Origin of the sequence: Marinobacter sp. (assembly GCF_046484525.1) — a bacterium.
Taxonomy (GTDB): Bacteria; Pseudomonadota; Gammaproteobacteria; order Pseudomonadales; family Oleiphilaceae; genus Marinobacter.
In genome coordinates this window covers 25,038-37,805 of the sequence record NZ_JAWOIS010000090.1, presented here as the reverse complement: position 1 = coordinate 37,805, position 12,768 = coordinate 25,038, and the positions used below count along the sequence as shown (strand labels likewise).

The window sequence follows — 12,768 nt, the reverse complement described above, 5'->3', positions numbered from 1 at the left end:
CAAGTGTACACATCAAGACGGATAGGCACCGAGGTTTCCATGGAGAGCACCACCATGTTAGCGAGAGTGACACAGAGCAGGACCATCCATTGGCTGGGCCGCCAGCTATCGAATCAGGACAATCCGGCCTCCTGGCTGGACCCGTTAATGGCCCGCATCAACCCCATGTGGGTACAGGCGTACACACCGGCACGAGTCGAGCAGGCAATCCAGGATACAGACGACACCCGCACCTTCGTACTCCGACCGGCACGGCGCTGGACCGGCTTCCGGGCGGGACAGCATGTGAACATCTGTATCGAGATCGACGGCGTTCGACGTAAGCGAACCTTCAGCCTGTCCAGCTCTCCCCGGCTCTGGGAGGCTCAGGGCCTGGTCAGCCTGACCATCAAGCGTCTGCCCGGCGGACTGGTCACCAACTGGCTTCATGACCAGCTCGAGCCCGGCCAGGTCATAGGCCTGGGTGAGGCCTTCGGTGAGTTCCTGATCCCGGAACCCGCTCAACCAGTGCTGTTCATTGCCGGTGGCAGCGGTATCACCCCGGTGCTCAGCCATCTGGAAACCATGGTCACGCAGGATTACCCGGCGCCGGTCACGCTGTTGTATTTCGTGCGGACCCATCGGGATGTGATCGCGGGGGAGAAACTCCGGGCGCTGGCGTACCGTCACCCGGTACTGACGGTGCGGGTCATCGCCACCAATGAAAGCGAAGAGCCCCGCTTTCTTAACGGCGAGGATCTCGATGAGATACCCGACCTGAAGAACCGGGAGGCATACCTGTGCGGCCCCAAGGGTTTGATGGACCTGGCCCGTGACCTGCTGCATCAGCGCGGGGTCACCGATGACCGGATCCACAGCACCTTCTTTGCCCCGCCGGCCCCGACGCGACTGGAAATTACCGAGCCTGGCGGCCAGGTGACGTTTGCAAAAAGTGATGTACAGGTCGGCCCCGAAGGCGACACCAACCTGCTGGAGATTGCCGAAGCGGCCGGCTTGAGCCCGCAATACGGTTGCCGCATGGGCATCTGCCATCAGTGCAGCTGTCGCAAAACAAGAGGCACTGTCATCAACCGTTTGACCGGCCAGGTTTCCGGGCCCGGGGAGGAAAGCGTCCAGCTTTGCATCTCCGTGCCCCAGGGACCGGTGACCCTCGACGTCTAATCTCTCTTAACCAAAACAACGCAGCCTGTACTTTCCATGACCTGCTGCAAGGAGTTTGCCATGAAGAAAATGAACGAAATCCAGTTGAAGGAACTGGAGCAGGATCTCAATGCAATCCGCGAGGAAGTGCTGTCAGATCTGGGCGAGCGCGACGCGCAATACATCCGCCGTATCATCCGCCTGCACCGGACTCTGGAAATCGGCAGTCGGGTGCTGATGCCGTTCGGATTTATTCCGCCGGTTTTTGTCGCGGCCAGCGTGTCCCTGGGCGTTGCCAAGATCCTGGAGAACATGGAGATTGGCCATAACATCATGCACGGTCAGTATGACTGGATGAATGACCCGGACCTGCACTCCCGGACCTACGAGTGGGACACGGTCTGTACCGGCGATTCCTGGCGCCGCACCCACAATTATGAACATCACACTTATACCAATGTCATTGGCAAGGACCGGGATTACGGCTATGCGGTGCTGCGCCTGAGCGACGAGGAGAAATGGAAGCCCCGCCATGCCCTTCAGTTCGTCAACTACATCCTGCTGAGCGTGTTGTTTCAGTGGGGGGTTGGCCTGCACGAACTGGAGACCGAAAAATTGCACCGTCGGGAAATTCGCTGGCGGGACAAACTCCCGTTCCTCAAAGATTTTGCCCGCAAGGGAGGCCGGCAGGCGTTCAAGGATTACGTGTTCTTTCCGCTGCTGACTTTGCCGGTTGCACCCATTGTGCTGGCCGGCAACATCTGCGCTAACCTGATCCGTAATCTGTGGTCATCCACCGTGATTTTCTGCGGCCACTTCACCCAGGATGCGGAAACGTTCAGCGAAGAGGAATGCGAAGGAGAAAGCAAGGGACATTGGTACCTGCGCCAGCTTACTGGTTCATCGAACTTCACCGGTGGGCGCTGGATACATATCCTGAGCGGGCACCTGAGCTACCAGATCGAACACCACGTATTCCCGGACCTGCCCGCCCACCGTTACCCGGAGATCTCCGAGAAAGTGCAGGCGGTCTGTCGCAAACACGACATTCCATACAACACCGGAAGCTTCGGCAAACAGTATGGTACCGTGCTCAACCGGATCTTCCGTTACTCCCTGCCGGATCGGGTTCGCACCTGGCTTGAGGGCGGTCGCGCGCCTCAGGCAATCTGAAGAAGGCGCAGCAACTGTGGCCGGTGCTGATCCTGAATCACATCGGCCAGCGTGTACTGGTCCAGAACCTCGAGGAATGCCTTAAGCGCTTCGTTGAACATGGACTTGAGACCACACACCGGCGTGATCTTGCAGGTATTCTTCGATGAGAAACACTCGACAATGCTCAGATCCTGCTCGGTCTCACGGACCAGAATGCCGATATTGATGTCCTCGGGCGCCATGTGCAGCCGCATGCCACCTTTCTTGCCTCGAATGGTCTCGATGTAGCCCTTCTTGTTGAGCTGGTGCACCACCTTCATCAGGTGGTTCTTGGAAATATCATAGCTGTCGGCAATTTCCTGGATGGTTGCCAGGCGATCACCCTGCGCCGACAGGTAGATCAGCACGCGGAGTGAATAATCCGTATAACGGGTGATGTGCATTCAGTACTCCAGTTTTCAATAATTCGTTCAATAGGACGGTTGCGTCAGCAGGTAGCAGGCTGTCGCAGCCAAACAGGCGCCCACAATACCCAATACCATCAGAGAAGCTCCCATCAGGAATAACATGCCCCAGCTCAGTGCCATCATGCTGCAGGCCAGAACCTTGGCACTGACCGGCACCACCCGACGGCGACGCCAGTTATCAATCGCCGGTCCGAACCGGGGATGAGCGTCCAGCCACTGGGCAAAGGCAGGTGACCCCTTACTGGCGAAAAATGCAGCCAACAGGATAAAAGGGGTAGTCGGCAGGAGCGGCAGAACCACGCCCACAGCCGCCAGGCCTGCAGAGATATACGCCAGAATCCGAAATCCGGTTTTCCCGGAAGACTCGCCCATGACGGGGTCCCCGCTATGATTCATCACTGCATCTATTCTACCTGCTTTCAATGGACGGGTCTCCCCAAACGGCTCAGGAAAACCAGCCGCGTCACATAGGCCACCTTGATACCCACCGCGAACAGCAGAGTGCCAACGTGAGCCAGAATCTGGATCGCCATGGGAAAGTAGTGGGCCAGCGGGTAAGCCACCAGAACCGTGAGCAGGAGCCCCAGCAATGACCAGACCATCGCACTGTTCGCCCTGAAAAGCAGCTTTTCCATTTGAAACCTCCCGAATACATCCTTAATATGTATTCTATAGACTTCTTTTCAGAGTTTTCAACCCTTGCTCTCAATGGTGATCCCGAACAGAGCCCAGGCACAGACCGAAGTTCCTGATTACCCCCAAAAAAGATTCACTTTATTTAAATGTATAAGGAGAAATGCCATGACACCCCGGACCTGGCTCGAGGAAGCCACCGAAGAGCAGTTGATCGAGCACATTCTGAACCGCTACCACGACACTCACAGGGACCAGTTACCGGAGATTATCCGCCTGGCCCAGAGGGTAGAGCGGGTTCACAGCGGGCACCCCGATTGCCCGACCGGGCTGAGTGCCCACCTGGAAACCATTCAGGCCGAACTGGAAAACCACATGGCCAAGGAAGAGCAGATCCTCTTCCCGATGATCGTGCGCGGCATCTCGGGCATGGCGAGGGGGCCGATCTCGATCATGCGCTCCGAGCACGACGAGCATACCGCCGATCTCGCCCGCCTGGACGAACTGACCAATCAACTGCAACTGCCAGAGGGTGCCTGCAATACCTGGCGCAGGCTCTATGAAGGAATCGGGCAGTTCCGGCAAGATCTGAAGGACCACATCGACACGGAAAACAACGTACTGTTTAGCCGCATCGATGGCCTGAATACATAGTCTTACCTCCCGAGGGGTATCGGATTAGTTGATCCAATCTGCAATACTTGGTCTATACTCAGATCAAAAACAAGCGGCAACAGGATCAACCCGATGCCCCAGAGCAAACTGACAGACCGTTTTGGCCGCACCGTCAACTACGTGCGCCTGTCCGTCACCGACCGGTGTGATTTCCGCTGCGTGTACTGCATGGCCGAGGACATGACTTTCCTGCCCCGCCAACAGGTATTGACCCTGGAAGAAATCGCCCGCGTTGCACGTAACTTCGTTTCGCTGGGGACTGAAAAAATTCGCCTCACCGGGGGCGAACCCATGGTGCGCAAGGATATATTGGAACTGGTGAAGGAAATCGGCACCTACGGGCTGCGGGACTTCGCCATGACCACCAATGGCAGCCAGCTGACTACCATGGCCGAGCCCCTGCGCAAGGCGGGCATGCATCGCCTGAACATCAGCCTGGATTCCCTGGACGCCGACAAATTCCGCAACATCACCCGCACCGGCAAACTGTCACAGGTGCTGGACGGCATTGATGCCGCGCGCGAAGCCGGTTTCCGGGGCATCAAGCTCAATACCGTGGTGATGAAAGGCCGCAATGACGAGGAAATCCCGGAACTGATCGAATTCGCCCGTAAGAAGCAGGTGGATATCAGCTTCATCGAGGAAATGCCCCTGGGCGAAATTTCCGAGCACGACCGGGGTCTGGCTCTGTGCACCAGCGAAGAAGTCCGGGACATTATCCGGAAGAGTCACGAACTGGTCCCTGCCACCGAGGATTCCGGCGGCCCGGCCCGTTACTACCGGATGCCGGGCAGCCCCATCAAGGTCGGATTCATTTCACCGCATTCCCACAACTTCTGTTCTACCTGCAATCGGGTGCGGGTGACCGTCGAAGGTCGGCTGCTGCTGTGCCTGGGTAACGAGCACTCGGTCGATCTGCGCAGGGTTCTGCGGGGCAATCCGGTGACCGATGACAAGCTGCGGGAGACCATTATCAATGCCATGGACCTGAAGCCGGAGCGCCACCATTTCTCGAGTAATGGGGATGTGCAGATTCTGCGGTTCATGAACATGACCGGGGGTTGATGCATTCCACAGCATGAAGCCCCTGTGTTTCTGACACTGCCCCAACTCGTACTGTACGGCATCATTGCGCAGTTCCTGTTTCTGATACTGCTTTGTGTTGTACTCAAGGGCAGGCGGCCCCTGCCCCGACTGCTTCTGGCCGTAATGCTCACCGGCATGACCGGTACCCTACTCGAGGTTTTCCTGCATACGACCGGTTTCGTATTGCGGTATCCGGAAACTGCCTTCACGGGCACCATCCTCGGAATGTTGCAGCCCGGAGCGATATTCCTGTACGCCCAATCGGTGATGTACCGTGACTTCCGTCTGCGGCTGCGCCACTTCGCCCATCTTCTACCGGTACTCGGGGCCGCTGCGGTGTTCGTTGTCGGTTACTACCGGCTGTCCACGGAAGAGCAGGTGAGCGTCCTGTCCGACAGCCGCTACCCCGGGGTCATGAACTCTGTAGTTCTCGCAATTGCCCTTCACACCATCATGCTGGCGTATCTGGCGGCGACCCTGAAGAAAATATCCCGTTTTGGTGTCGAACTACGGCAGATCTTCTCGGATCTGGACAACAAGGAACTGGGTTGGCTTCGTAATTTGCTGCTTGCCTACACCACAGCCTGGGCACTCAGCCTCGTTTACTGCCTCCTCGCTCATATCCTGCGGGTAACGGGCAGTCATGAGTGGCTGACCATCGCAACAACGGGGGTGAGCATTGCAATCCTGCTTCCGATGTCAGTGCTGGCATTCCAGCAACCTGCGCTCTTCGCCGGTATTCGACCGGCGTCGGCGAGTAAAGACGCTGCCCCTAGAATCAGTACCGCAGGCCAACCTCCAGAACCGCCGACAGAGCAAATCCGGCAGTTGATGGAGGAACAGCGACCGTACTTGCACTCAAATCTCACTGTGGACCGATTGGCGCGCCTGGCAGGGCTTTCGCCCCGGGACTTGTCGCAATTTCTGAATCAACAAATGGGCAGAAATTTTTACGAGTTCGTGAACGGCTACAGGATAGAGCATGCGCGGCAGCGTCTGGCCGACCTGACAGAGAAAGCAACCATCACGGATATCATGTATGAGTCCGGATTCAACTCTAAGTCGGTCTTCAATACCCTCTTCCGCGAAACCACTGGCAAAACGCCGTCCCAGTATCGTCGCTCCTTTCGAAACAATGGCTGATTCCCGTTCGGTTTAACTATCCGAACGTTCGGATTCCTGCACCCGAACGCAAACGCCTCGACTTTCAGCCAGAGTGGGCTTGCAACCGGCGATCTCCACACTGTTGTCAAATCGCCGATCAATGCCTTACGAGACCAAGAGGTTCCTCATGAAAACTTCTATCAAGACCAAACGAATCGTCACGCTCACCCTACTCAGCGGAGCACTGCTGTGGAGTTCAGCCAGCTTCGCCCACTGTGATTCTCTGGACGGCCCTGTCATCGAAGATGCCAGAACCGCATTGAACAAAAAATCGCTGACACCGGTTCTTAAATGGATCGGACCGGACGACGAGAAAAACCTGACAATGGCCTTCAACAGTACTCTCGAGGTTCGAAGCCTGGATCCCAAGGCCCGGGAGCTGGCTGACAAGTATTTCTTCGAGACCCTGGTGCGCCTGCACCGAGCCACCGAAGGGGCACCCTTTACCGGACTGAAACCGGCTGGCAGTGCTTCGGCCGCCGCGAAAGCCGCCGACAAGGCGTTGGCGGAAGGCAACGTGGATGCTCTGGCAAAGAAACTGGGGGAGAAAGTTACCAGTTATGTCGTAGAACAATTCCAGAAAACTGAGCGAGACGCCAACGCCGAGTCGGTGGCGGATGGCCGTGAATTCGTCGACAACTACGTCCGTTACGTCCACTCAATCGAGGAGATTCATAATATCGTTGCCGGTGCCCACAGTGAACACTGACGCCATTTGCGACGACTGACGCCAGTCAAGGCAGGCTTACCATTCTCACCGGCCACCGGAGAAGGGGTCAGATGAAAACCTTCATCTGACCCAATGTTCACGCCTCAGTGTTCCATTGCATGCTCCGCAGTTGAACTGTCCATCTTCCCCATCGGCATGCCTGTATTCAGGTGGTCCATAGTGATCTCGCTGTATCTCAGAACCTCTCCAGCATGCTCCATCATGAATTCGTGGGCGGCATCCTCGCTAGCGAATGATGCCAGGGTGGGCCCCATGGCGCCGGCGCGGTCAGAGCCAACCACGAAGAAGGCTTCCCTGGCGTCGATCAGGGCAGTGTCGTCCGGGTGTTCCCAGTCGGTCTGGGCCATATCGTGGACGTAGAGCGTGTGATCGCGGTTAACGTTCTCCGGCTGGAGCATCCAGGCGAACATGTCCTTGGTAGAGCAGAACTTCCGGACGTGCTGATCCTTCTCGGTGATGGCTTCACCCTTGGGGCCGGGGAAGTTGGTGATCACCATGCCGCAGACGTGGCATTCATCGCCGCTTTCGAAGTGCACCGGGGCGGGCTTGGCAGTGGTCTGCTCCTCGTTACCCGAACAGGCGGTGAGGGTCATGACTGCGAGGGCGGCGAGGAGCCAGTTCAGTTTGGTTCGGTTCATTAATGATAACTCCTTTCAGATACGACGATTTCGGAAAAGTAACAGGGCGGCCGCCAGCGGGATGGCAAACCACAGCACCAGGCCAAACCAGAGGCCGGCGGCGCTGATGGGCAGATCAGCGCCGAGACTGAGGACGCCGCTGAGCTGCGCAGTGTCGCCGAAGGCAACGATGTTGAGCAGACGGTAGATGTCGGTCGGGTTCAACATGAGCAGCCAGGGCAACAGCTCGGCGTTGAACTTGCCCTCACTGGCCACGAGAGTACCCAACAGCATCAGGTCGAAGATCAGCACAAAGAAGAACCAGATCGCCAGGGCCAGGCCGGCGGCAATGGGTTTCTCGCTGACGCGGACACTGACCACATAGGCCAGCGCGATAAAGCCCCAACCCAGCAACACGGTGGAGGCAATAAAGCGAAACATGGCGATGGCCAGGCTGGTGATAGCGACATCCTCCACCAACAGCGCAATGGCTATTCCAGCCACACCGAAGCCAATCAGGGTAGCCAGGGCCAGGGTCAGGCCGTGACCGAGGAACTTGCCGAGCAGCAACTGACTGCGGCTGAGCGGGTAGGTCATCAGCAACAACAGCGTACCGCCCTCATCTTCCCCGACGATGGCGTCATACGCCAGCAGCAGTGCGATTAGGGGAATCAGGAAGATCCCCAGGCTGGCCAGGCTGGCGATGGTGGCCGGCGTGGACGCGTAACCAACCTGGCCGGAAGCGGCAGCGCCGAACCAGGCGATACCGAGTGCCAGGGTAGCGAACACCAGAGAAATGGCCATCAGCCAGCGGTTGCGCAGGCTGTCACTCAGTTCCTTGCGGGCAATGGTCCAGATACTGTTCATTGGCTGCCTCCCCGATGAGCCAAGCCACCCGAGCCGATGAAGTGCACATAGATATCCTCCAGACTAGGCTGGTGAATGCTGACATCCGCCACCTCGCCCGATGCCATTACCGTTTGCAGCAAGGCCATTTTCTCCCTCGGTTGCACATCCACACGCAACCGCCCGTTATCGGTCTTGATCATCAGGCCACTGCTGGTTCCGGCGCTGTCGATCACCTTTTCCAGCGCCGAGATACTGTGGGCGGGGTCCAGCGACAGGGTCACCGGCATATTCGCCTGCCTCCTCAATGCCGTCAGATCTCCGGCTGCCTTCAAGGAGCCGTCGGTGATAATGGCCGCGCGATCGATGTAAGGCTCGACCCCGGGCAGAACATGGGAGCACAGCACAATGCCCGTGCCCTCGTCCCGCAGATCTCTCAGCAGCCGGTACAGATCCGCCGTGGCCACCGGATCCAGGCCCACGGTCGGTTCATCCAGCATCAGCAGTTTTGGTTTGCCGAGCAGCGCCTGGGCGAGACCCAGACGTTGGCGCATGCCCTTGGAATAGGTCTTGGTGCGGGCGTCCATGGCATCGCCCAGCCCCACCTGTTCCAACAGCTTCGGCACCTGGCGCAAGGAGGCACCCTTGAGCCGCGCAAAATGATTCAGAATCTCCCGGCCGGTCAGTTGCGGGTAAAACATCACATTCTCCGGTAGGTAACCGATGTACTGGGTCACCTGCGGATCACCGGCCTGGCCGCCGAGTACCGACACCGTGCCCTGGGTCGGTTGCATCAGCCCCAGAATCAGCTTGATCGAGGTAGTCTTGCCCGCCCCGTTATGACCGAACAGCCCCAGGATCTCGCCCGGCTCAAGGCGCAGGTCAATACCATGCAGTACCAGGCTCTTGTCGTACCGGTAACTCACATTCTCAAGACGAAAACAGCTCATTGGCTCTCCGGTTGAAGATCAGCGGGAATTCGCATCAGTGGATGGGAATCGGCAACCCCGGCAGCCTTGACCACCGGGAAGGCATCCTGCACCCAGCGCAGTGTGTCCACCGCCGGGCTGAACATCAGAATCTTCGCCTCCGGATACTTCCACAGCAGCCGGTCCACATTGTCGTTGGGCTCATAGGGCACATCCCCGATCCCATCCTGGTTCCGGTCCCAGCCCAGGTAATCACTCCAGAAATTTCCCTCACCCTCCTTTGACCATTCCTGGGTCCGGGTGGCCACATACTTCACCTGGCGCTGGTTGTTCACAAAGGCATTGCTGAACACCTGGTTATCCTCCGAACCGGCCGTGAGATGAATCCCGATGTTACTGTCCGCGAAATAATTACCCTCGAAGGTGTTATACAGCGAGTTATAGATAAACACCGCCTTCCCCTCGGCCCCGGAAATGGCCACACCCCCGGTCTGCCCCTGGGAAACCCCGGTCACCACATTACCCCGAAGCTCCGACTGGGTAATGAAATTCATCAGAATCCCGTAGTTTTCATCATCCACCGACCGGTTGTTGAACACCTTCAGCCGCTTGCTCTGCATCAGCGCATACCCGGTCCGCGTACCCTGGGTGACATTGTCCTCAAGCAGATTATTCATCGAGTACATGTAATGAATGCCATAACGCAGATCCGCCATCTCATTACCCCGGATCGTGTTGTTATTGGCCGTCTCGATATAAATCGCATCCCGGGTCTGACGGATGTCATTCCCTTCAATCAGCGCCCCGGTGGTATTGAACAGATGAATTCCATTACCCCGGTCATTCGGACGCATACTGGCATCGCCGCGAATGGTATTCTCGCGGACCGTCACATCCGGCGTCGCATCCAGCCAGACCCCGAACGCCGGCCCCTGCAACCGATTGTTCTCGATAACCGTGCCCCGCGCCTCCCGGGCCACAAAAATCCCCGCGTCCAGCTCGTTCAGATCGCTACCCCAGTTGCGCACCGTACAACCGGAAAACGTCACCTCCTCGGCCTCAATATCCACGGCATTCCCCTGCCCGCCCCCGTCAATCACGGTATCGGGATGACACGACACGGTCACGCCAGGCACCCGGATAGCCAGAGGCGAAATTTGCTCGGAAGGAAGCTCAAAGGACGCGCCCGGTTTCAGGGCATCAAGCTCTTCTTGCAGGTCCGCGTTCGCGGTCAGCGATAAGAGAGCGACTGACAGGGCCACCCCATAACGCAAAAGTGAATACATCAATATTTCTCTGAGAGATAAAAATTAGCGGGTCCCAGACCCAAGGTCCGGCAATCCGAGAGGAGACTGCTCCTCCCGGTCTCAGGGGAAAAGCCGGGACTCCACGAATGAGTCCCGGCGAAGAGAAGATCAGGCCTTCTCAACAATCATGCGACCACCCATCTCCATATGCAGCGCATGACAGAACCAGTTGCAGTAGTACCAGTACACCCCGGGCTTCCCAGCCTTAAAGGTCACAGAAGACGTCTGCTGCGGACTGATTTCCATGCTCACACCATGGTTCACCATACAGAAACCATGAGTCACATCCTCGATGGTGTCCTGGTTAGAAACATAAACCGTGACCTCATCGCCCTCCTTGACCTTGAACTCAGTCATCCCGTACTGCGGCGCAACAGAGGTCATGTAAACACGCACCTTGTTGCCGTCACGGATCACCTTGTTATCGGCTTCCAGAGTCACTCCGTCCTTCTTCGCCTGCTCAACCGCAGAGGCAAAGTAAGGATCGTCACGGTCGTAAATCTTCTTGGTCTTGATCTGATCACGACGCACCAGAATACAGTCGTGCGGCTCGGCGTAAGTCGGGCCATCGTGAACCAGCTTCATCTCCTCTCCGGAAATGTCGATCAACTGGTCGTTTTCCGGGTGCAACGGGCCGCACGGCAGGAAGCGGTCTTTCGAGAACTTCGACAACACCACCAGCCACTTGCCATCGGCATCCCGGGACTCGGTCAGGGAGGCGTGGTTGTGGCCCGGCTGATAGTGAACATCCAGCTTCTGGCGGATGTAGTTCACATCCTCGCCATTATAGTGCCTGATGGCATCGGCAACGTTCCACTTGCACACCTGGCTGTCGATGAACAGCGTGGTGTAGGCATTACCACGACCATCATAGGTGGTATGCAGCGGTCCAAGGCCCAGCTCAGGCTCGGCAACGATGGCGTCACGCAGCTCGATCTTGTTGTCGAACAGGTCATCCAGCTTGTCGATGGCAATGACGGAGCAGGTCGGAGACAGCTTACCGTTGGCGATGAAGTACTTGCCATCCGGAGAGGTGTTCAGACCGTGCGGGTTCTTCGGAACCGGAATGTAGCGGGTCAGCTCGGAATCGCCGCGACCGTCCACCACCGGCACCTTGGAGTCGCCGATGGTCTTGAAGTTACCCGCTTTCACCGCCGCTTCGATGCGCTCAACATTGAACACGACAACCCAGTCGCGGTCGTTGCGCATGGTGCCGGCCAGATCTACAGCCTTCTCGGAGTTGTAGCAGGTGGAGGCGGCGTACTTGCCGGTGTAGTCGGCATCGGTGTTATCCAGGTTGCCGTCCACGATTACCTGCCAGGCCACTTCCATGGTATCCGCATCTACGGCATTGAACATGGTGTAGCTGTTTTCCAGGCTGAACTCACTGCCGTCGTTCGGCTGAGGAATAACGAACTCGGCGTTACAGAAAACATACTTTGTACGGGGCACTTTCTGCAGACGCAGACCGTGGATCGCCTGCACATTCGGGATGTGGGTGATCTTGTCCGTCTTCATGATATCCAGACGAATCCGCGCTACCCGAGTATTGGCCTTGTCGTTGATGAACAAGTACTTGCCGTCATAACGACCGTCGGTCATGGAGATATGCGGGTGGTGACAGTCACCGTTCAGGAACTGCTGGTCGCCACCGAGGATTTCCTTACTCTCGTTGGTGATACCCCAGCCCGTGGCCGAGTCCACATTGAAGACCGGAATCCGCATCAGTTCACGCATGGAAGGAACGCCAAGTACGCGCACCTCACCCTGATGACCACCACTCCAGAAGCCATAGTACTCATCCAGCTCACCCGGATGGATCACAGCCTTGTTGCGGGCCTCCTTGGCGGCAGCAGCAAATGCTTCACGGCTCATCACCGCGGTACCCAGACCGGTGGCACCGGCAACACCGGCCAAGGCGGCAGCACCCATGAACCGGCGGCGACTGAGACCACCCTCGGGAACTTCGGGAGCACCTTGGGACAGATCATCTCTTTTCTTCATAGCATCCAACTCCGT

Annotated in this window: 14 protein-coding genes; 6 read left to right on the top strand and 8 right to left on the bottom strand. The window is 57.6% G+C overall.

Annotated elements, in window-relative coordinates:
* The first annotated feature begins 54 nt into the window (after positions 1–54).
* Complete coding sequence (locus tag R6W86_RS18130; protein ID WP_410330747.1) at positions 55–1,161, top strand: ferredoxin reductase; 1,107 nt, start codon at positions 55–57, stop codon at positions 1,159–1,161.
* A 60-nt stretch (positions 1,162–1,221) separates the two neighbouring features.
* Positions 1,222–2,313: a fatty acid desaturase family protein gene (locus R6W86_RS18125; protein WP_410330746.1), complete on the top strand. Its 1,092-nt coding sequence runs from the start codon at positions 1,222–1,224 to the stop codon at positions 2,311–2,313.
* On the opposite strand, the gene R6W86_RS18120 is transcribed toward R6W86_RS18125, so the two are convergent.
* The 3 genes from R6W86_RS18120 to R6W86_RS18110 are packed head-to-tail and all read right to left on the bottom strand — an operon-like array spanning position 2,301 to position 3,397.
* Positions 2,301–2,738, bottom strand: coding sequence for an RrF2 family transcriptional regulator (locus tag R6W86_RS18120; RefSeq protein WP_410330745.1), 438 nt, complete (start codon positions 2,736–2,738; stop codon positions 2,301–2,303). The genes R6W86_RS18125 and R6W86_RS18120 overlap by 13 nt on opposite strands.
* A 27-nt stretch (positions 2,739–2,765) precedes the next feature.
* Positions 2,766–3,185 carry a YbaN family protein gene (locus R6W86_RS18115; protein WP_410330744.1) on the bottom strand — a complete coding sequence of 140 codons (420 nt, stop codon included), beginning with the start codon at positions 3,183–3,185 and terminating at the stop codon, positions 2,766–2,768.
* Positions 3,182–3,397, bottom strand: coding sequence for a hypothetical protein (locus R6W86_RS18110; RefSeq protein ID WP_410330743.1), 216 nt, complete (start codon positions 3,395–3,397; stop codon positions 3,182–3,184). The genes R6W86_RS18115 and R6W86_RS18110 overlap by 4 nt, the downstream gene beginning before the upstream one ends.
* Before the next feature lie 166 nt (positions 3,398–3,563).
* Between R6W86_RS18110 and R6W86_RS18105 the strand changes: the two genes are divergently transcribed.
* From R6W86_RS18105 to R6W86_RS18090, 4 genes are all read left to right on the top strand, one after another.
* Positions 3,564–4,049: a hemerythrin domain-containing protein gene (locus tag R6W86_RS18105; protein ID WP_410330742.1), complete on the top strand. Its 486-nt coding sequence runs from the start codon at positions 3,564–3,566 to the stop codon at positions 4,047–4,049.
* A 93-nt stretch (positions 4,050–4,142) separates the two neighbouring features.
* Complete coding sequence (moaA, locus tag R6W86_RS18100) at positions 4,143–5,135, top strand: GTP 3',8-cyclase MoaA (protein WP_410330741.1); 993 nt, start codon at positions 4,143–4,145, stop codon at positions 5,133–5,135.
* 24 nt (positions 5,136–5,159) lie between these two features.
* Positions 5,160–6,299 carry a helix-turn-helix domain-containing protein gene (locus R6W86_RS18095; RefSeq protein ID WP_410330740.1) on the top strand — a complete coding sequence of 380 codons (1,140 nt, stop codon included), beginning with the start codon at positions 5,160–5,162 and terminating at the stop codon, positions 6,297–6,299.
* A gap of 148 nt (positions 6,300–6,447) precedes the next feature.
* A complete protein-coding gene (locus R6W86_RS18090) occupies positions 6,448–7,029 on the top strand; it encodes a DUF6448 family protein (protein WP_410330739.1) in 582 nt (193 codons plus the stop codon).
* 104 nt (positions 7,030–7,133) lie between these two features.
* On the opposite strand, the gene R6W86_RS18085 is transcribed toward R6W86_RS18090, so the two are convergent.
* The 5 genes from R6W86_RS18085 to nosZ form a co-directional block, all read right to left on the bottom strand.
* A complete protein-coding gene (locus tag R6W86_RS18085; RefSeq protein ID WP_410330738.1) occupies positions 7,134–7,688 on the bottom strand; it encodes a nitrous oxide reductase accessory protein NosL in 555 nt (184 codons plus the stop codon).
* Positions 7,689–7,703: 15 nt separating this feature from the next.
* Complete coding sequence (locus R6W86_RS18080) at positions 7,704–8,534, bottom strand: ABC transporter permease (RefSeq protein WP_410330737.1); 831 nt, start codon at positions 8,532–8,534, stop codon at positions 7,704–7,706.
* A complete protein-coding gene (locus tag R6W86_RS18075; protein WP_410330736.1) occupies positions 8,531–9,463 on the bottom strand; it encodes an ATP-binding cassette domain-containing protein in 933 nt (310 codons plus the stop codon). Before R6W86_RS18075 ends, R6W86_RS18080 begins: the two co-directional genes overlap by 4 nt.
* A complete protein-coding gene (locus tag R6W86_RS18070) occupies positions 9,460–10,728 on the bottom strand; it encodes a nitrous oxide reductase family maturation protein NosD (RefSeq protein WP_410330735.1) in 1,269 nt (422 codons plus the stop codon). The genes R6W86_RS18075 and R6W86_RS18070 overlap by 4 nt, the downstream gene beginning before the upstream one ends.
* 129 nt (positions 10,729–10,857) lie before the next feature.
* Entirely contained in the window at positions 10,858–12,753 is a 1,896-nt protein-coding gene (nosZ, locus tag R6W86_RS18065) for a TAT-dependent nitrous-oxide reductase (RefSeq protein WP_410330734.1), read from the bottom strand.
* Between the last annotated feature and the right edge of the window lie 15 nt (positions 12,754–12,768).